Origin of the sequence: Streptomyces sp. TSRI0281, from assembly GCF_001905125.1 — a bacterium.
GTDB lineage: Bacteria > Actinomycetota > Actinomycetes > Streptomycetales > Streptomycetaceae > Streptomyces.
In genome coordinates this window covers 418,114-438,747 of the sequence record NZ_LWLE01000036.1, presented here as the reverse complement: position 1 = coordinate 438,747, position 20,634 = coordinate 418,114, and the positions used below count along the sequence as shown (strand labels likewise).

Below are 20,634 nucleotides of genomic sequence, written 5' to 3'. Positions count from 1 at the left end.
CAGTCGGCAGTCCGGGCGCGGGGTGGTGCCGGGCCCGGGGCAGGGCCGGCACCAGGCGCGGCGCGGGGTGGTGCCGGGCCCGGGGGGAGAGCCGGGGCCGGGCCGGTCACAGCCGCAGGGACGCCGCTACGGGGAGGTGGTCGCTGCCGGTGGCGGGCAGGTTCCAGGAGGAGAGCGGCGTCATCCCCTTCACCAGGATGTCGTCGATACGGACCACCGGGAACGCCGCCGGCCAGGTGAAGCCGAAGCCGTCCCCGGACTCCCGCTGCGCCGAACGCAGCTGCAAGGTCACCGGGGCCAGCGCGCTGTCCTGGTACGTGCCGTTGAAGTCGCCCACCACCACGGTGCGGGGCGAGGGCTCCGCCCGTATCGCGGCGGCCAGCTCCCGGGCCGCCTCGTTGCGGCGGGCCGTGGTGAAACCGGCGGCCGGCTGGACGCGTACCGATGCGAGGTGGGCCGCGTAGACGGCGACGGGCCCCTTCGGCGTCTGCGCGGTGGCCCGTATCGCGCGGGTCCACGGCATGATCGGCACCGCCTCCACATCCTTGAGCGGGTGCTTGCTCCACAGGCCGACACCGCCGATCACCGCGTGGTGCGGGTAGGCGGTGGCCAGCTCGCGCTCATAGACCCGCGCGGCCTCCTCCGACAGTTCTTCCAGCGCCACCACGTCCGCGTCCGCGTCGGCGAGTGTCCGGGCGGTCCCCACCGGGTCGGTGTTCCCCTCGTCCACGTTGTGGCTGACCACCGTCAGGTCGCCGCCCCCGGAGCGCTTGTCGGTGAGGGCACCGCCGAAGAGCGTCACCCACACCACGGCGGGTACGAGTGCCGCCGCGGCGGCGAGCCGGGAGCGGCACAGGGCCGCCAGCACGAGCAGGACCGGCACACTCAGGACCGTCCAGGGCAGCAGCGTCTGGAAGAGGCTGCCGAGGTTGCCGATCCCGTTCGGGATCCGGGCGTGCGCCGCCATCAGCGCCGCGCAGAGCAGGGCGGCGGCGGCGAGCAGCAGACCGTCGCGACGGCCGCCGGTGAGGGAACGGCGCGGCGCGCCGGGCTCCGCATCGGTGGTGGGCTCGGCACCGGGGACGGGTTCGGCGTCGGTGGTGGGCTCCGCGCGGGTGGTGGGCGCCGCATCGGTGTTGGGTGGGGAAACCTCCGGAGAACTCAGCACGGCATGTGCCTCCCAGCCTTCTCGTACACCGAAGGTCGGGTACCCGCACAGCCTCCGCCAGGCGCACTTCCGGACGGTCAGGGCCGCGCTTCGGGCACCGCACGGCTGTGTATCAGGTGGGTATCGGCGCCACGCCCCACGCCCCCGGCTCCGGGCCCCGCGCTCGGAAGCCCCCCGTGGTCCCCCGTCCCGCGCCCCTGCGCCACGGCGCCGGAACGGGAGGAACGCGGCCATTCCGCCGCCGACAGGATCCGGCATCAAGAACGCGTAAAGATTGCCGCTTTCCGGCAATGCGAACGCTCGCGCCCCTTTGCCAGGATGGCGGCGGGGAGCGCGAGGCACCGCCCCGCTGCCGGAACTCGGAAACGGCTTCCGGGCGGGGACGACCCCGCGTCCCGTCGGGGACACCGCGCCCCCGACGTCGGGTGATCACGGACTGGGGGGCGGAACAGTGGGGGAATTCCTTGATGCCGCGTTCGGATTTCCCGCTTCGCTGTTCAGCGCGGCTCTCGTCGTGGTCGTCGCCTTCTGGCTGCTGGTCCTGTTCGGTGCCGCCGAGCACGACAGCTTCGACGGGGACGTGCCGGGCGGCGCGCTGGGCATCGCCGACGGTGTGCCGGTCACGGTCGGGGTGTCGCTGCTGACCGGAACCGCCTGGTTCACCGCCCTGGCCGGGACCCTGGCGCTGCATCGCGCCGGAGCCGAGGGGCCGGCCCGTGCCGCACTCGCCGTAGGAGTCCTGGCCGCCTCGCTGCTTCTCCCGTGGTGGGTCACCCGGCTGCTCGTACGCCCCCTGGCCTCGCTCTTCCCCGAGGAACCCGGGCCGTCCCGGTCCGACTTCATCGGGTTGACCTGCACCATCCGCACGGGGCGGGTGGACGCCGGATTCGGTCAGGCCGAGGTCGCCGCGGCGGACGGTTCCACCGCCGTCGTCCAGGTCCGCCGCCTCGACAAGGACCTCGCGGCCGCACTGACGCGCGGCAGTACCGGGCTGTTGTACGCGTACGACGACGACGGCGAGTTCTTCTGGGTCGCGCCCTTCGACGCGGCGCTCGATCCACGCACCGCCACCTGAGCCGCACGAGCTCACGCCCGGTCCGCACTTCATCCCACTTTCGGCGGCCTTCGCCGTACCTTCATCGCAAGGACTTCACCATGGATGCCATCTCCTTGGGCATCGGCGTGCTCATCGCCGTTGTCCTGCTCATCGCGGTCGCTCTGCTCTTCGTCGTCAGCCGGCTCTTCCGGAAGGTCGAGCAGGGCAAGGCGCTGATCGTCTCGAAGATGCGGAAGGTCGACGTCACCTTCACCGGGCAGGTCGTGCTGCCCGTTCTGCACAAGGCCGAGATCATGGACATCTCGGTCAAGGCCATCGACATCAGCCGGACCGGGCGGGACGGGCTGATCTGCCGGGACAACATCCGTGCCGACATCCGGATCTCGTTCTTCGTGCGCGTCAACAAGACCGTCGAGGACGTCATCAAGGTCGCCCAGGCCATCGGCACGGCACGGGCGAGCGACAAGGAGACGCTGCAGGAGCTGTTCAACGCCAAGTTCTCCGAGGCGCTCAAGACCGTCGGCAAGCAGCTCGACTTCACCGATCTCTACACCAAGCGCGACGAGTTCAGGGACCGGATCATCCAGGTCATCGGCACCGACCTGAACGGGTACAGCCTGGAGGACGCGGCCATCGACTACCTGGAGCAGACTCCGCTCCAGCAGTTGGACGCCACCAACATCCTCGACGCCCAGGGCATCCGCAAGATCACCGAACTGACGGCGATCGAGCATGTGCGCACCAACGAGTTCCAGCGCACGGAGGAGAAGGAGATCACGCGGCAGAACGTCGATGCCCGCGAGGCCATCCTGGAGCTGGAGCGGCGTCAGGCCGATGCCGAGATCAAGCAGCACCGTGAGATCGAGACCGTCCGTGCTCGCGAGGAGGCCGAGACCGCACAGGTCCAGGAGGAGCAGCGGCTCCGTTCGCAGGCCGCCTTCCTCAAGACCGAGGAGCAGCTCGGCATCCAGCGCGAGAACCAGGCCCGTGAGGTCGCGGTCGCCGAGAAGAACCGTGAGCGGGTCATCGCGATCGAGAGCGAGCGCATCGAGAAGGACCGCCTCCTGGAGGTCATCGCCCGGGAGCGGGAGACGCAGCTCAGCCGCATCTCCGCCGAGAAGGAGGTCGAGGCGGAGCGCCGGGACATCGCCGAGGTGATCCGGGAGCGGGTCGCGGTGGACCGTACGGTCGCCGAGCAGGAGGAGTCGATCAAGCGGCTGCGGGCCGTGGAGGAGGCCGAGCGCAACCGTCAGGCGATCGTCATCGCCGCCGAGGCCGAGGCCCAGGAGCTGCTGGTCAAGGACATCAAGGCGGCGGAGGCCGCGGAGGCCGCGGCCGTGCACCGGGCCGCCGAGGAGATCACCCTCGCCGAGGCGCGGGTCAAGGCGGCCGAGCTCGACTCCCGGGCCAAGCTGCGGCTGGCCGAGGGCAACCAGGCCGAGGCGGCGGCGGCCGGTCTCGCCGCGGTGCAGGTGCGGGAGAAGGAGGCCGACGTGATCGAGAAGGCGGGCCGCGCGGAGGCCGAGGCCACGTCCGCCCGGCTGCGGGCGGAGGCGGAAGGGGCCAGGCTCAAGGCCCTGGCGGTCGCGGAGGGCACCTTGGCGCAGGCGACGGCGGACGCGGCGGTGATCGGCGAGAAGCTGAAGGCCGAGGCGGCGGGGCTGACCGAGAAGGCCGCGGCGATGGCGGCGCTGGACGAGGCTTCGCGCGGTCACGAGGAGTACCGGCTGCGGCTGGCGGCGGAGAAGGAGATCCGGCTGGCCGGGCTCGACACGCAGCGCCATGTCGCCGAGGCGCAGGCCACGATGATCGCCACCGGTCTGGAGAGCGCCGACATCAACATCGTCGGCGGCGAGTCCGTCTTCTTCGACCGGCTGGTCTCCTCCATCTCGCTCGGCAAGGGGGTCGACGCCTTCGTCCAGCACTCCGACACCGCGCAGGCGCTGGGAAGGAACTGGCTGGACGGTACGTCCGACTTCACCGAGGACGTGACCCGCGTCCTGGGCTCCGTGTCCACCGCGGATGTACGGAACCTGACGGTGTCGGCCCTGCTGATGAAGCTGATGAAGTCGGGCGGCGCCCAGTCCGGGCAGTTGCGCGAACTCCTCGACAAGGCGGGTCAGTTGGGCCTCGCGGACATTCCGTTGGCGGAGCTGGGGGCCGGCCTCGACGGGGCCGGGACGACCAAGGTCTGACCACCACGACCACGGCCGGAGCGGTCGCGCGAAGAGCGATCCGTGCGACCGCTCCGGCCGGCACCCACGCCGCTCAGGACGACACCCGCACCGCTCCGGCCGGCACCCACACCCCCCGGCCAGGAAACCGCACCGCCAAGCACCGCCAAGCACCGCCAAGCACCACCACGCACCGCCAAGCACCACCACGCACCACCACGCACCACCACGCACCGCCGAGCACCGCCGAGCACCGCCGAGCACCGCCGAGCACCGCCGACACCGTACGTATCCGCAGGGAGCCATCACCATGACCAGCACGTCCCCCATGGACGCGGGCACCTACGAGGTGCTGCGGGACCGGCTCGGCGCACAGGCCGGCGAACTGGCCCGCCGGGCCGAGGCGCTCAACGCCCGCCGCACCGAGGAGTTCGGCTCCACCGAGCTGACCCTGGCGGGCACCGAGCACCTGCGCACCGAACAGCTCGGCGTACCCCGCGACATCGTGGCCGTCGGGGACCGGCTGCTGTTCGGCTACAACACCCTGCCCGGCCTCAGGCCCGGAACGGCCGTGGGCGATGTCCTCGCCCTGCACGACCGTGATCTGGAACCGCTCCCCGAGGACGCCGTCCCCGGCCTTCTCGACGATCCCGCCTTCCTGCGGGAATTCGCCGACCTGTACCGCTACTACCGCGAGGCCCGGCTCCTCCGGCTCCGGCGGGTCGACGGCAGACTCCTTGCCGTCTTCCGGACGGGGGAGAAGAGCGACGACATCCGCGTCCTGCGCTGGGCCCTGGACGCGGACGGCGGAACCGCCTTCCTGGACGCCCGGGGAGAGCGCGACCATGTCTTCCCCCCGTCGCACGACGTCGAGTGGACCGCCACCACCCGCGAGGATCACGTCCTGGGCCGTCACCCCCACGTGTCCATCGACGGCGAGGTGTTCGTCGCCGCTGTCGGCGGCACCCTCACCGTGAAGACCGAGGACGACACCGAGACCGGCGAGGGGATCCACTCCGAGCCGGTCGACGAACCCCTGCAGTCGCTCGCCGACGCCGAGATCGCGTACGCGAGGGTGGGACCGCTGGTCCTGCTGCGCGTCCGCCCGTACAAGGAGGAGACACGGCGCCACCTCGTCTTCAACGGCGTCACCGGGACCGTCACGCGCCTCGACGGCATCGGCCGGGCGTGCCGACGGCTCCCCGAGGACCAGGGAATCGTCTTCCCCGGCGGCTACTACCTCACCTCCGGCGAGGCGAAGACCTTCGACACCGGCACCGGAACCGAGGGCATGGAGTTCGAGCGGGTGGTGCGCTCACCGAACGGCGAGGACGTGCTGTACGCGTTCCACGCCCCGGTGACCGGGCGCGGTCTCCTCCTCCCGTACAACGTCATCCGCAAGGCGGTCGCCACCCCGATCTCCTGCCACGGCCACGCGCTCTTCGACGACGGCACGCTCATGGTGCTGCGCACCGGTTCCGACGAACCGTCCCGGGTGCACCCCCTCCAGCGGTGGCACTCCTCGTACGTCTCCGACACCTATGCCGCCGGGCGGGCCACCGGCTCCGGGGCGTTGTCCCGCATCGGAAACGCGGACCTGGTGCGCGGCATCTCCGACTGCCTCTCGATCGCCCGCGGCGTGTTCGAGACCGAGCCCACCAGCGGCGTGTACGAGACACTCGTCGCCGCCTGCGTCCGGGCCGGGGACCGCTACCACTGGCTCGGCGACCCGGAGGCCGGTGACCTGGGAACGCCGCTGGACGAGGTGCGGGCCACGGCCGAGCAGGTGCTGTCGGAGTTCGAGACCGTGCGGACCCTGACCCGCCGGGCCGCCGACGCGCTGGGGGAATCCGCCGACCGGATCGCCTCGCTGGTACGCCGCGCCCGCGGGGAGGTACCCGGCGGGGCCGGTGAATGGGTGGACCGGCTGACCGAACTGCGCCGTGCGCAGGGGCACTTGCTCACGCTCAAGGAGATGCGTCACGCGGACACCGGGCGCATCGACGCGCTGGCCGCCGGTATCGACACGGACATCGTGTCCTTCGCCCGGCGCGCCATCGCGTTCCTGGAGCGGAAGGACGCCTTCAGCGATTACCACGACGACGTCGAGCAGCTCACCGAGGCCGCCGGGATCATACGTACCGTCGCCGAGGCCGAGCCGATCGCCGCCCGGCTGGACGAGCGGACCGAGGGGCTCCGGACCGTCACCGAGGTCGTGGCCGGACTCGACATCGGGGACGCCACCCTGCGTACGTCCGTCCTGGAGCGGATCGCCGAGGTACTCGCGGGCGTCAACCGGTCCCGCGCCATCCTCGACGCCCGCCGCCGCGAGCTCCGCGTCCACGAGGGCCGGGCCGAGTTCGCCGCCGAGTTCGCCCTGCTCGGTCAGGCCGTCACCGGCGCACTCGCCGCCGCGGACACTCCGGAGTCGTGCGACGAACAGCTGGCAGGCCTCCTCCTCCAGCTGGAGAACCTGGAGTCCCGGTTCGCGGACTCCGATGCCTTCCTCGCCGAACTGGGCACCAGGCGGACCGAGGTGTACGAGGCGTTCTCGGCCCGCAAGCAGACGCTCCAGGACGCCCGCGCCCGCCGCGCCGAACGTCTGGCGGACTCGGCCACCCGCGTCCTGGAGACCATCGCCCGCCGGGCGGCGACCCTGGCCGACCCCGACGCGGTCAGCACCTACTTCGCCTCCGACCCCATGGCCGCCCGGATCCGCCGCACCGCCGACGAGCTGCGCGGACTCGGCGAGGACGTGCGGGCCGAAGAGCTCGACGGCCGGCTCAAGGCGGCCCGGCAGGAGGCCGCCCGCGCGCTGCGCGACCGCACCGAGCTGTACGCGGACGGCGGCCGGACCGTCCGGCTGGGCCGGCACCGGTTCGCGGTGAACACCCAGCCTCTGGAACTCACCCTGGTCCCGCAGGACGACGGCCTCGCCTTCGCCCTCACCGGTACCGACTACCGCTCCCCCGTCACCGACCCGGACTTCGCGGCCACCCGCCCGTACTGGGAGCAGTCGCTGCCGTCGGAGAACGCCGACGTCTACCGCGCCGAACACCTCGCCGTACGCCTGCTCACCGCACACGGTGCCGCGGCCCTGGCCGACGCCGACCTTCCCGCCCTCGTACGGAGCGCCGCCGAGGCCGCCTACGACGAGGGGTACGAGCGGGGTGTCCACGACCATGACGCGACCGCCCTCCTCCGTGCCCTGCTGCGCCTGCACGACGGTGCGGGGCTGCTGCGCTACCCGCCCTCGGTGCGCGCCGAGGCCCAGCTGTTCTGGGCGCACGGAACGACCGGGCAGGACCGCTCGACATGGGTGCGCCGCATGACGTCGCTGGCCCGCGCACGGGCCGTCTTCGGCGCCGCCCCGGCGATCGCCGGTCTGCGGGCCGAGCTGGCCACCGCCATGGGCGGTCCCGGCAGGGAGCTCGCCGCCGAGTACCTCTTCGAGGAGCTGACCAGCGGTCCGGAGGGCTTCGTCACGAGTCCGGCCACCCGCACCCTGCTCGCCGCGTTCCGCCGCGCGGCGGGCACCGCCGCCTATGACGAGGATCTGGTGCGGCTGGACTCCCTGGCCGACCGCCGCCAGCTGGTCGAGGCCTGGCTGACCTCGTTCACCGCCACGACGGGCGAGGCCAACGGACCCGGCGAACCCTCCGGACCCGGCGAACTCGCGGAGGCCGTGGCCGTAGAACTCTGCCCCGCTCTCGACCGGTACGAGGTCCACGCCCCGCTGTCCGAGACGGTCGAGGGGCTCCTCGGCACCCACCCCCGCGTCACCGGCCGCCGGCTCACCCTCCGTATCGACGAAGTGCTCGCACGGGGGCGGGACTTCAGCACCCGGGTGGCGGAAGGGTTCCGCGACTACCAGCGGCGGCGCACCGCGCTCGTCGCCGCCGAGCGGGCCCGGCTGCGCCTCGACGCGTACCGCCCCCGGGTCATGTCCTCCTTCGTCCGCAACCGCCTCCTGGACGAGGTCTTCCTCCCCCTCATCGGCGACAGTCTCGCCAAGCAGCTCGGCACCACCGGCGACACCCGCAGGACCGACACGCACGGCCTGCTGCTGCTCATCTCGCCGCCCGGCTACGGCAAGACGACGCTCATGGAGTACGTCGCCGACCGGCTGGGCCTGGTCCTGGTCACGGTCAGCGGCCCGGCTCTCGGGCACGCCGTGACCTCGCTCGACCCCGCCGAGGCGCCCAACGCCACCGCCCGCCGGGAGGTCGAGAAGATCAACTTCGCGCTGGAGACCGGCAGCAACACCCTGCTCCATCTGGACGACATCCAGCACACCTCGCCCGAACTCCTCCAGAAGTTCGTCTCGTTGTGCGACACCACCCGCCGGATGGAAGGTGTCCGCGACGGTGGGAGCCGCACGTACGACCTGCGCGGCAAGCGCTTCGCCGTCTGCATGGCGGGCAATCCCTACACCGAGGCGGGCCGGCGTTTCCGCATTCCCGACATGCTCGCCAACCGGGCCGATGTCTGGAATCTCGGCGATGTCCTCACCGGGAAGGAGGACGCCTTCGCGTTCAGCTTCATCGAGAACGCCCTCACCTCCCACCCCGTCCTCGCCCCGCTCGCCGGGCGGGAGCGCGCCGATCTCGACCTGCTCGTACGCCTCGCGGAGGGCGACCCCACCGCCCGCGCCGACCGGCTCGTCCACCCCTACGCCCCCGCCGAGCGGGAGCGCGTCCTCGCCGTGCTGCGGCACCTGCTCACCGCACGGTCGGCCGTCCTGGCGGTCAACGCGGCCTATATCGCCTCCGCCGGGCAGCCCGACGCCGCGCGCACCGAGCCGCCGTTCCAGCTCCAGGGCTCCTACCGCAACATGAACAGGATCGCCGCACGCATCGACCCCGTGATGAACGACGCCGAACTCGCCGCGGTCATCGAGGACCACTACACCGGCGAGGCCCAGACCCTCACCACCGGCGCCGAGGCCAATCTCCTCAAGCTCGCCGAGCTGCGGTCCGCCCTCACGCCGGAGCAGTCCGCGCGCTGGGCCGCCGTCAAGGCCGCACAGGTACGCGCCCGCGCGCTCGGCGGCCCCGAGGACGAGCCGGTCACCCGCGCCGTCGCCGCGCTCGGACTGCTGGCCGACCGGATCGCCGCCGTCGAGTCGGCCATCGTCCGGTCCGGCGGTCCCCGTGGATACGGCGGCGCCGATGGCCCCGATTCCCCGTGATTCCCCATAGGAAATCGGCTCTGTCCGCGTTGTCGGCCTTGTCGGGCCCCGTGTGAACATTCCGCATGGAAATCAACTGGCGTGGGCTTCTTGACAATTAGCCGACACCCCGATGGTAAGATCATCTTACTTCCAGTGGGCTGATGGCGTATGGGGGCATTCCGGGAGGGATGAATTCCTCGGCCCCACGTTCGGAGGGGCCTCCCGAAGCGGGAGCACCCGGGACTCGACCAAGTCCTGACGGTGCCTCACATGAGGGAGCGTCACACCGTCTTCCAGCCATGGCACTTGAAGTGAGTCTCATGACCTTTCCGCAGGGCCCCGTCATCTGGGCACTTGCTGTCGTCGCACTGGTCGCTGTGGGTGCCGTGCTGCGGGCTCGCACGACCAACATCAGACTGCGCAGACACCACTCCGAACTCCAAGGAGAACGCGACACGCTGCTGCGGCAGCGCGACGAGCTCCATGTCTCGCACAACGGTCTGCTCCACCGGCACGCCTCGGAGCTCTCCGAGGTCCGCAAGGACGCCGAGGAGGAGACCAAGGCCGTCCTCAAGGCGGCGGTACGCACCCTGCAGGGGCTCGCGGACGAGCAGCAGGTGGTCCTTGAGAAGGCCCAGCACAAGTACGGCGACGATCCCGGGATCCTCGCCGACCTGATGGCCATCGACCACGCCAACAGCCAGTTCGGCCGCCGCGCCCAGGGCATCGCCGTGCTCTGCGGCGGCTGGCTCGGACGCCGCGAGACCGTCGCCTCCGTCTTCGACGTGGCCCGCAGCGCGCAGGGGCGCATCCGGCAGTTCGACCGGGTGCGGATCAACGGGCAGGTGAACTTCTCGGTCGTCAGCAAGGCCGTGGAGCCGGTGGCCGTGGTCCTCGCCGAGCTGCTGGCCAACGCCACCAACTACTCCGCCCCCGGTACCCCGGTGGAGATCAACATCCAGGCCGTGCCGACGGGCGTCTGCCTGATCGTGGACGACGCCGGACTCGGCATGGGCCAGGAGGAGAAGGACCGCGCGGCGGCTCTCCTCTCACCCCGTGCGGCGATCAGCGTCTCCAGCCTGGGTATCCCGCCGCAGTTCGGATTCGCCGTCTCCGGCCTGCTGGCCGCCCGCTACGGGTTCCGGATCTCGGTGGACTCCGTTTCCCCCTATGGAGGCGTACGCGCGGTGGTTCTTCTGCCCGACGAGCTTCTCACCAGCGAAGTACCCCCGGCCCCCGTGGCCGCCGACCGCTACGACGCGGCCCCCTCGGAGTTCTCGCGGCGCGAGGCTCCCACACCGCCGCCCACGCCATTGTTCCCGCCGGCCACGGCCCTGCCGGACCACGCCGCGCAGTCCGCGGCTCCGGTCACCACCGCCGGTGGGCTGCCCAAGCGCCGCCGCAAGAGCCCCGTGTCAGCGGTGCCGTCGGCCGACGCCGGGCCGGCACGCAGCAACGAGGAGACCGCTTCGCGTCTGGGTGCGTTCCAGCGCGGAACACGGTCCGGGCGTGACATGACGACGATGGAAGGACCCGAGATCCAGTGAACCCCGATCTGTCGTGGGTACTGAACGATGTGCTCCAGGTACCCGGTGCACGCCACGCGATCCTCGTCTCCGCCGACGGCCTGTTGCTGGCCAACTCCAGTGAGATCGGCCGGGACGACGCGGAGACCGTCGCCGCGGCCATGAGCTCCATGCAGTCGCTCAGCCGGGCCGTCGCCCCCTTCATCGGCACCCGTTCCCCCGGCCGGTGGCGGCAGACGCTCCTGGAGTACGAGGACGGCTGGATCTTCCTGATCGCCGCGGGCACCGGCGCCTACCTCGCGGCGACCGCCGCGGCCGATGTGGACATGGAGGCCATGTCCTTCCGCATGCAGCAGCAGGTCACCGCGCTGGGGAAGGCGATGACCACTCCTCCCCGCCAGAACGCGGGAAGCGACGTATGACGGCGCCGGGCGAGGAGCAGCAGGTCAGCAGCGGGTTCGTCCGGTCCTATGTCATCACCGGCGGGCGGGGGCTGCCCGCCGCGGACGATCTCTCCCTCGTCACCCTGGTCACGCTCGCCCCCGACCGGCAGCCCCCGCCGAGCCCGAGCCCCGAGGTCCGGGCGATCTGGGAGCTCTGTTCCGGCGGCTATCTGTCGGTGGCCGAGGTGGCGGGGCACCTGGAACTGCCCGTCGGAGTGGCGCGCCTGCTGCTGAAGGATTTAGCGGAACAGGGGCATCTCCTCCGCCGCAAAGCCCCGCCGCCGGCCCAACTCGTTGACAGGAAGATCCTCGAAGAGGTGTTGCATGGACTCCAGGTCCGGTTCGGCTGAGAGCATCTATGTGCCGGACGCGGTGCAGCGTGCGGCGAAGATCCTCGTCGTCGGGCACTTCGCCGTGGGCAAGACGACGCTCATCGGCACCCTCTCCGAGATCACCCCGCTGCGCACCGAGGAGCGGATGACGCAGGCCGGGGCGCACATCGACGATCTCCGGGGCGCACCCGACAAGAAGACCACCACGGTCGCGCTGGACTTCGGCCGGCTGACGCTGAGCGACGAGCTGGTGCTGTACCTGTTCGGCACGCCCGGCCAGCAGCGCTTCGTCGAACTGTGGGAGGACATGGCGCGGGGCTCGCTCGGCGCACTGCTCCTCGTCGACCCGGCCCGGCTCGCCGACACCTTCCCCGTCATCGACCTGGTCGAGACGTACGGGCTGGAGTACGCGGTCGCGGTCAACAGCTTCGACGCGCAATCCCAGCACGCCGAGGAGGAGCTGCGCGAGGCTCTCGATCTGCTGCCCGACACCCCGGTCGTGTACTGCGACGCCCGGGACCAGAGATCGTCGGCCCAGGCACTGATCACCCTCGTACAGCACCTTCTCGCGCACGTGGCCTGACCCCCGTTCCCCCCGAAGCCCGGGGCTCTCGGAGCCCCGCGATCACACCGAGGAATCACACATGGACTCTCAGCCGGGAGCCACCCCGTACAGCGCCCCCGCTGGGTGCCCGATGCACGAGGAGCGCCAGACCTCCCTCTACGGGCCGGAGTTCGCGTCCGATCCGCACCGTGTGTACGACGCGTTCCGGGCGAACGGGCCCGCCTCGCCGATCGAGCTGGCCCCCGGGGTGGAGGCCACGCTCGTCGTGCAGCACGAGGCCGCGCTCCGGGTCCTGCAGAACCCGGCCCTCTTCGCCCGCGACTCGCGCCGGTGGACCGCGTTGCGGGAGGGCCGCGTACCGCTCGACTCGCCGGTGCTGCCGATGATGGCGTACCGGCCCAACTGCCTGTTCACGGACGGCGCCGAGCATCTGCGGCTGCGCAAGGCGGTGACCGAGAGCCTGGGGCGTCTCAACTTCAGCCGGCTGAGCCGGGATGTCGAGCGCATCGGTGACTACCTCATCGACCAGTTCATCGAGCGCGGCAGCGCCGACCTGCTGGGCGAGTACGCCAAGCTGCTGCCGCTGCTGCTGTTCAACCAGCTCTTCGGCTGCCCCGGCGACATCGGCGACCGGCTGACCCGCAGCATGTCCGCCATCTTCGACGGCGAGGACGTCCTGCGCGCCAACGACGAGCTGACGGAATGCCTGATGGAACTCGTCGCGCTCAAGCGCCGCCAGCCCGGCGAGGACATCACCTCCTGGCTCATCCAGCACCCGGCGGGCCTGCGCGACGAGGAGCTGAAGGACCAGCTCGTCATGCTGATGGGCGCGGGCGTCGAGCCGGAGCGCAATCTGATCGCCAACGCGCTGCTGCTCCTGCTGGCCGGTGACACCGCCGGCCCCGGCTCGGAGCGGCGGGGTTCCGGGATGCTGGTCGAGGACGCGCTGGACGATGTGCTGTGGAACAACCCGCCGATCGCCAACTACGCGACGCACTACCCGGTCCAGGACATCGAGCTGGACGGCGTGACGCTGAGGGCGGGCACCCCCGTCCTGATCAGTTTCGCCGCCGCGAACAGCGACCCCGCGCTCACCGACGCGCGCCAGACCCTGAGCAAGGGCGCCCACCTGGCCTGGGGCGCGGGTCCCCACGTCTGCCCGGCCAAGTCGCCCGCCCAGCTGATCGCCCTCACCGCCATCGAGAAGATCCTCAACACCGTGCCGGACCTCGCCCTGGCCGTGCACCCCTCGGGCGTCGAATGGCGGCCGGGACCGTTCCACCGGGCCCTGGTCGCCCTGCCGGTGCGATTCAGCCCGACTCCCGCGCGCGGCAGCGGCACGGCGGTTCGCACGCCGGCCGCGCCGACGGCGCAGCCGGCCGGGCCGGCTTCCCCCGCCGCCGCCCCGCACCACCACGCCGCGCACGCGCAGAAGAAGTCGAAGGGATGGTGGAGTTCCTTCCTCGACGTCTTCCGCGTGTGAGTGTGCGGAAAGGACCGGCGGATGCCCGCCGGAGCGTTCCGGAGGAATACGGATGGTGACTCCGCGTATACGTACGCGGAGTCCACGTACCGGCGAAAGCCCGTGGGGGCGGCCCGGCGAGTGCGCAGATGAGTCCGGGTGTACGCGAATGAGTGCGGGCGCCACTCCCCAGGTGATTCCGCATAGGGCAATTCGCCTATGACAAAGGGCATTCACGACTTTTGCATGTGACGGGGGCAACAAGGATCGATGCTTGGCGGCGATATGCGGAGGGGTAGGTTCTGGCCGTAACCCGGAGCCTAGGTCAAGGAACTCTGCGTGAGCACTGTGAGTGGCATAGCCACGCCGCCTGTCGACCGTCGCGCCCTGATCTCGCTCCTCCGCCGCCTGAACTCCCCGGAAGGACAGGCGGACCCCTACCCGCTCCTGGGTGAACTGAGGGCCATGGGGGATGTCGTACGCGCTCCGTGGAACGGCTACTTCGTCACCGGTTTCGACGCGTGCAGCGAGGTGCTGCGCGGCCGGAACTGGCTGACGCCCGACTTCGCGTGGCAGGAACGCCAGGACGGCACCGGGCGCTGGGACGCGATCGCCACGCGGGAGATGACCAAGACCCTCTCCCGCCTCAACGCCCCCGCGCACACCTGCCAGCGCCGCACCCTCGGCAACCTCTTCGACCGTTCGACCATCGACCGGCTGGCCCCGGTCGTTCAGGAGCACGTCGACCGCCTCCTGGACGAACTGGCGGACAAGCTCCAGTGGGGCGAGGCCGACCTCGTCAGCACCGTCAGCGAACAGCTCCCGATCAGCACCATCGGCTCCTGGCTGGGCATCCCGCCCGAGGACCACCCCCACATCCTGGAGATCACCCACAACCAGGTGCACGCCCAGGAACTGCTGCCCACCAAGAGCCAGCTCGCCGTGTCCGCCGAGGCGACCGTGCGGCTGCGGGCGTACTTCACCGGCCTGGTCGCGCGACGCCGCGCCGCTCCCGCCGATGACGTGCTGACCGGCTGGATCCACACCTGGGACGGGCTCGAACCCGACCGGGAGGCGGCGGACGAGATCCTCTACCGCCTCACCATGTTCGTCACCATCGCCTCGCTGGAGACCACCGCGACGCTGCTGTCCGCCATGGTGAACCTGCTGCTCGGCGAACCCGGCCGCTGGGCCTGGCTCGGGGAGCACCCCGAACACATCGACTCCGCGGTGGACGAGGTCCTGCGGTACGACCCGCCCATACACATCAACAGCCGCATCGCCGCCGAGGACACCGTCCTGGCCGGGGTCCCGATCGCGAAGGACAGCATGGTCCACGTCATGTACGGGGCCGCCAACCACGACCCCCGGCGCAACGCGAACCCGGACGACTTCGACGTCCTGCGGGGCGGCAGCCACCTCACCTTCGGCGGCGGCGTGCACTACTGCCTGGGCGCGGCCCTCGCCCGCCTGGAAGCCCGTACGCTCCTGACCGCTCTCCTGGAGCGCTTCCCGGCCCTGCGCGTCTGCGCGCCGCCCAGTTACGCGTCCCGGATGGTCTTCCGGCGCGTGACCTCGATGGGCGTGGCGATATGAAGCTCTCCCTGCCCGACTTCCTGACCCCCTACGGCCGGCCCGGCACGGTACGCACCGTTCGCGAGGGCCCCGTCCTGCGCGTGGAGCTGAACAGCCCCGCCACGGGCAACGCGGTCACCGAGGCGCTGCTGGACGATCTGCTGGACGTCCTGGCTGTACCGGACCCCGATGTCCGGGTGCTGGTGCTGAGCGGTGCCGGGGACGACTTCTGCCTCGGCGGGGACCGGAACGAGTTCGCCGACTGGCTGGAGGAGGACCCGACCGGGCGGGGCATCCGGCTCGCCGGGGACAAGGCCCGCCGGGTCTGCGAGGCGATCTCCGGCAACCGGGCCGTCACCATCGCCCGGGTACAGGGCAAGGCCATCGGCGCCGGGCTGGCGCTCGCCCTCGCCTGCGACCTGCGGGTCGGGGCCGACACCGCCGGATTCCGGCTGCCGGAGCTGGCACTCGGGCTGCCCACCGCCTGGGGCGGGGTGCTGCCGCGCCTGATCCACGAGGTCGGCGCCGCCCGCGCACGCGAACTCATCCTCACCGGGCGGGCCTTCGACGCCGCCGAGGCGTACGGCCTGTCGATCCTGCAGCGCGTCGTGCCCGAGGACGCCCTGGACGAAGCCGTCTCCGCCTGGGCCAAACCCGTCGTCCGCCGCCCCGAGGCCGCCCTGCGCGTCACCAAGGCCCTGCTCAGCTCCTACGCCTCCGCGACCCGCCTGGCCGACCCGTCCTTCCTCGACGCGGAACTCATGGCCTCCGTGGCCGCCGCGACCCGGCGGACCCGCGACAGCGGGGAGTCCGGGGCGGTGCGGGCAACCCTGAAGCGTGCTGCCGGTGGGGCCTGACTTGCGCAACGGCCGCTGACGGGGTTGCGTCGGGGGTGGGGACACGGTCGTACGCCGTACGTACGTGGTCTCCCGTGCTCCCCGCTGGAGGTGAGACCGCCGTGCTGTTCACCGACCGCACGGATGCCGGGCTCCGGCTCGCTCGGGCGCTGCGGCAGCTGGAAGGCGAACACCCCGTCGTCCTGGGCCTGCCCCGCGGCGGGGTCCCGGTGGCCTTCGAGGTGGCGCGGGCACTGCGTGCGCCGCTCGATGTGATCGTCGTCCGCAAGCTCGGTGTCCCGTACCACCGGGAGCTGGGGTTCGGCGCCATCGGCGAAGGCGGCGTCCGGGTCATCAGCGAGGAGATCGTGCGCCGCGGCGGCGTCACGGAGGAGGACGCCGCGGCGGTCGAGCGCGCCGAGGAGGCGGAGCTCGTACGGCGGGCGCGCAGGTTCCGCGCACACCGGCCGCGGCAGGACCTGGACGGCCGGACGGTCGTGGTGGTGGACGACGGGATCGCGACCGGTGCCACCGCCGAGGCCGCGTGCGCGGTCGTACGGGCGCAGGGCGCGGCCCGCGTCGTGCTGGCCGTCCCCGTGGCACCGCCGGACGCGGTGGCCCGGCTGCGCACCGGGGCCGACGAGGTGGTGTGTCTCGCCACGCCGCACCCGTTCTCCTCGGTCGGCGAGTGGTACCGGGACTTCTCCCAGACCTCCGACGAGGAGGTCGTCGCCCTGCTGGCACGGGCGGCGGACGACCCCGTACGCCTCCGGCCCGCCCGGAACGGAGAACTCCGGCTGGACTTGAGCGGTGCGGGCGGTGCGGGCGATACGGGCGATACGGGAGGTGCGGGAGGTGCGGGAGGTACAGGCGGTGCGGGCGATACGGAAGGTACAGGCGGTGCGGGCGGCCTGGAGGTGGTCGGGGATCTCGTCCTGCCGGAGGGCGCCGAGGCGGTCGTGCTGTTCGCCCACGGCTCGGGCAGCAGCCGCCACAGCCCTCGCAACCGGTCCGTCGCGGCGGCCCTGAACGAGGCGGGCCTGGGCACCCTCCTCTTCGACCTGCTCACCCCCGCGGAGGAGGCCGACCGCGGACACGTCTTCGACATCGGGACCCTCGCCGGGCGCCTGGCCGCGGCCACCCGCCTGCTGCGCGACCGCGTACCGCTCCCGATCGGCTACTTCGGGGCGAGCACCGGGGCCGCGGCGGCGCTGCGGGCCGCCGCGACCGCCGACGCGGACATCGGCGCGGTGGTCTCGCGCGGCGGCCGGCCCGACCTGGCCGGGCCGCGGCTCGGCGACGTACGCGCGCCCACACTCCTGATCGTGGGCGGCCACGACACGACGGTGCTGGCCCTCAACCGGCGGGCCGCAGCGGAGCTGACGTGCGAGAACCGGCTGGAGATCGTCCCCGGCGCGACCCATCTCTTCGAGGAACCGGGTGCGCTGGACACGGTCGCGGAGCTGGCACGGGACTGGTTCACCACACATCTGTCGGCGCGGCCCGGGAGCGGTACCGGGGACTGACGTGGACAGTGCGGGCGGGTATCGGCCGCGATCCCCACCGTCGCGCGACGCACGGACCCCCGGTGCACACTCGTAGAACGAGGCCCCATCCGCCTCTCGCGATCATTGCGAGGTCACCCACGTGCTCGACGTGCCGTGGTGGCTGTGGGGGGCGTTCGCGGCGACCGTGATCGTGTCGCTGGTGATCGACCTCCTGGCGCACCGGACAGCTCATGTCATCGGCTTCAAGGAAGCAGCCCTCTGGAGCGGGATGTGGGTGAGCCTCGCGCTCGCGTTCGGCGCGGTCGTCTTCCTCGTCCTCGGACCGACGGCCGGAACGGAGTACACCACCGCCTGGCTGCTGGAGAAGAGCCTGTCGGTCGACAACCTTTTCGTCTTCGCCCTGATCTTCGCCTATTTCAAGGTGCCCCGCGCCTACCAGCACCGCGTCCTTTTCTTCGGCGTGTTCGGTGCACTCGTTTTTCGCGGGATATTCCTGTCCCTCGGCGTCGCGGTCGTCGGCCGATTCACCGCCGTGCTGTTCGTCTTCGCCGCCGTCCTTTTCTACAGCGCCTATAAAATCCTCAGGGGCGAAGAAGAGACCTTCGACCCGGGCAGGAGTTTCGCCGTGCGCCTGCTGCGCAAAGTGATTCCCGTCCGGGACGACTACGCCGGTGCGAGATTCACCCTCAAGGAGGCCGGCAGACGCGTCGGCACCCCGCTGCTCGCGGTCGTCGCCGCGATCGAGGCGGCCGACCTGGTCTTCGCCGTCGACAGCGTGCCGGCGGTGCTCGCGGTCAGCCACGACACCTTCATCGTGTACACCAGCAACGCCTTCGCCATCCTGGGGCTTCGGGCCCTGTACTTCCTGCTCGCGGGCCTGCTGAACCGGTTCCACTACCTGAGCCACGGCCTCGGCGTCATCCTCGCCCTCATCGGCGTCAAGCTCATCCTCCAGGCGTCCCACAAGCTGATCGATGATTCCATCCCGGAAATCCCCTCGCCGCTGAGCCTGGCGGTCATCGTCGTGGTCCTGACGGTGTCGGTCGTGGCGAGTCTGCGTCACCCCCAGAAATAGCGCGACCCTGCGGACCATGCGCCAACAAAGGAAATGGAAAAACTTTCCACATTCCCCGGACGGGCTTATCGTGGGGTAATGGCCAGCACCGAGCGTGAGACCAAGCGGCAGGCCGCATTCATGTGTCCGACCTGCAAACACCCCGTGACGACCGAACTGAAACGACACAAGACCCTCGGGATCTTCGTTCCCGTCTGGGGCCCCGGCCCGTGCGAGAACCCCGACTGCGCCGATCACCGGGCAAATGCGGAGCCCACGGGGCATCGAGCCCACCCGTGAGGGCCCCTTCGACGGTCCGGCCCGGCCGCCCGCGTTCCGCGTGAAGCACGACGCACCACTGTCCACAGGACACCTTCGTCGCTACGATTGAAACGAATCAATCCGACCGGCAGAGGCGTGAGAGATCCATGAGTTCGTACGACATCGTTGTCATAGGTGGTGGCCCTTCGGGGGTCCCGGCCGCCGTGCAGGCCGCCCGCCTCGGTGCCCGCACCCTGCTCGTGGAGAAGAACGCGGGCCTCGGCGGCACCACCACGTACGCCAACATCGCCTTTCCCGGGCTCTTCCACGCCTGGGGCAAGCAGGTCATCGCCGGGATCGGCTGGGATCTGGTGTGCCGGGCCGTCGAGTTGAGCGGTGCGGAGCTGCCGGACTTCTCCGACGACGACGTACGGCCCCACTGGCAGCGCCAGGTGCGGCTGAACGCACCGCTGTACGGCGCGCTCCTCATGGAGGAGGTGCACAGCCGCGGCATCGACCTGCGCCTCCACACGATGCCCGCGTCGGCACGCTGGACCGGCGAGGCGTGGGAACTCCAGCTCTGCGGCAAGGACGGCCTCCGGCCGGTCACCGCCCGGCGGCTCGTCGACTGCTCCGGCGACGCCGACGCGATCGGCCTCGCGGGGCTGCCGCGCAGGCGCAACCCGGCCCGGCAGCCCGGCACCATCGACATCCGGCTGTCCGGCTACGACGTCGCGTCCCTCGACCGGGACGAACTGGACCGCCGGTACACGGAGGCGGTCGGGTCGGGGGCGCTGCACCCCGCGGACCTGGGCAGCAGGGGTCGGCCGCTGCTGCCGTTCCTGGACAAGAAGGGCGAGAACGCGATCCATCTCGTCGGCATCGAGGGCGCGACGAGCGAGGGCCGTACGGCGGCGGAGCTCGCGGGCGGGGCGGCGATCCTGCGCATCTACCGTTTCCTGCGCACCCTGCCGGGGCTCGACGGCGTCCGGCTCGACTTCCGCGCGGCGGAGGTCGGCGTCCGCGAGAGTCTGACGATCGACGCCCGGAGGAACGTGACCGGCGAGGACTACCTGAGCGGGATCGTCCGGCCCGACGCGGTGTGCCACAGCTTCTACCCGATCGACATCCACCGCCCGGACGGCGACGGGATCGACAAGACCTACCTCCGCCGCGGCGTGGTCCCGTCCGTGCCGCGCGACGCGATGATCCCGGCGGGCAACCCGTACGCGGTGGTCGCGGGACGCTGCATCGGCTCCGACCAGGTGGCCAACTCCGCGCTCCGCGTCCAGGCCACGGCCATGGCGACCGGGCAGGCGGCCGGCGCGCTCGCGGCCCTGGCGGCGGACCGGGGTGGCGATCTCGTCTCCGTACCGATGCCCGAACTGCGTCAGGTGCTCGTACGTTACGGGGCGATCGTGCCCCCGCTCCCCACGCCCGCGGAGTCGGCCGGGGCCACCAGGTCCGCCGGGGCCGACGGGGTCTGACCCCGCTCGGAGC

General features: G+C 71.4%; 14 protein-coding genes. 13 read left to right on the top strand and 1 reads right to left on the bottom strand.

Features of this window, described 5'->3' with window-relative positions; all coding sequences use genetic code 11:
* Nucleotides 1–106 precede the first annotated feature (106 nt).
* Entirely contained in the window at nt 107–1,006 is a 900-nt protein-coding gene (locus A6A29_RS38790; protein WP_073728178.1) for an endonuclease/exonuclease/phosphatase family protein, read from the bottom strand.
* 613 nt (nt 1,007–1,619) lie between these two features.
* On the opposite strand from A6A29_RS38790, the gene A6A29_RS38785 reads away from it, so the two are divergent.
* The 13 genes from A6A29_RS38785 (at nt 1,620) to A6A29_RS38720 (ending at nt 20,621) form a co-directional block, all read left to right on the top strand.
* Nucleotides 1,620–2,243, top strand: coding sequence for a hypothetical protein (locus A6A29_RS38785; protein WP_073728032.1), 624 nt, complete (start codon nt 1,620–1,622; stop codon nt 2,241–2,243).
* Between the two features lie 80 nt (nt 2,244–2,323).
* Nucleotides 2,324–4,420, top strand: coding sequence for a hypothetical protein (locus A6A29_RS38780; protein WP_073728030.1), 2,097 nt, complete (start codon nt 2,324–2,326; stop codon nt 4,418–4,420).
* A gap of 289 nt (nt 4,421–4,709) precedes the next feature.
* Nucleotides 4,710–9,590, top strand: coding sequence for a DNA repair ATPase (locus A6A29_RS38775; RefSeq protein WP_073728028.1), 4,881 nt, complete (start codon nt 4,710–4,712; stop codon nt 9,588–9,590).
* A gap of 302 nt (nt 9,591–9,892) precedes the next feature.
* The gene (locus A6A29_RS38770) at nt 9,893–11,119 is read left to right on the top strand and encodes an ATP-binding protein (RefSeq protein WP_073728026.1); all 1,227 of its coding nucleotides are present in this window, start codon (nt 9,893–9,895) and stop codon (nt 11,117–11,119) included.
* Nucleotides 11,116–11,520, top strand: coding sequence for a roadblock/LC7 domain-containing protein (locus A6A29_RS38765; RefSeq protein ID WP_073728024.1), 405 nt, complete (start codon nt 11,116–11,118; stop codon nt 11,518–11,520). The genes A6A29_RS38770 and A6A29_RS38765 overlap by 4 nt, the downstream gene beginning before the upstream one ends.
* Complete coding sequence (locus A6A29_RS38760) at nt 11,517–11,891, top strand: DUF742 domain-containing protein (RefSeq protein WP_073728022.1); 375 nt, start codon at nt 11,517–11,519, stop codon at nt 11,889–11,891. The genes A6A29_RS38765 and A6A29_RS38760 overlap by 4 nt, the downstream gene beginning before the upstream one ends.
* Nucleotides 11,866–12,456: a GTP-binding protein gene (locus A6A29_RS38755; protein WP_073728020.1), complete on the top strand. Its 591-nt coding sequence runs from the start codon at nt 11,866–11,868 to the stop codon at nt 12,454–12,456. Before A6A29_RS38760 ends, A6A29_RS38755 begins: the two co-directional genes overlap by 26 nt.
* A 61-nt stretch (nt 12,457–12,517) precedes the next feature.
* Nucleotides 12,518–13,921 carry a cytochrome P450 gene (locus tag A6A29_RS38750; RefSeq protein ID WP_079183201.1) on the top strand — a complete coding sequence of 468 codons (1,404 nt, stop codon included), beginning with the start codon at nt 12,518–12,520 and terminating at the stop codon, nt 13,919–13,921.
* A gap of 444 nt (nt 13,922–14,365) precedes the next feature.
* A complete protein-coding gene (locus tag A6A29_RS38745; protein ID WP_073728176.1) occupies nt 14,366–15,496 on the top strand; it encodes a cytochrome P450 in 1,131 nt (376 codons plus the stop codon).
* Nucleotides 15,493–16,332 (top strand): enoyl-CoA hydratase/isomerase family protein, encoded by an 840-nt coding sequence (locus A6A29_RS38740; protein WP_073728016.1) that lies wholly within the window; start codon nt 15,493–15,495, stop codon nt 16,330–16,332. Before A6A29_RS38745 ends, A6A29_RS38740 begins: the two co-directional genes overlap by 4 nt.
* A 101-nt stretch (nt 16,333–16,433) precedes the next feature.
* The gene (locus A6A29_RS38735; protein ID WP_073728014.1) at nt 16,434–17,837 is read left to right on the top strand and encodes a phosphoribosyltransferase family protein; all 1,404 of its coding nucleotides are present in this window, start codon (nt 16,434–16,436) and stop codon (nt 17,835–17,837) included.
* A gap of 121 nt (nt 17,838–17,958) precedes the next feature.
* On the top strand, nt 17,959–18,894 hold the full coding sequence (locus A6A29_RS38730) for a TerC family protein (protein WP_073728012.1): 936 nt from the start codon (nt 17,959–17,961) through the stop codon (nt 18,892–18,894).
* Nucleotides 18,895–19,301: 407 nt separating this feature from the next.
* Nucleotides 19,302–20,621 (top strand): FAD-dependent oxidoreductase, encoded by a 1,320-nt coding sequence (locus tag A6A29_RS38720; RefSeq protein WP_073728008.1) that lies wholly within the window; start codon nt 19,302–19,304, stop codon nt 20,619–20,621.
* The last annotated feature ends 13 nt before the right edge of the window (nt 20,622–20,634 follow it).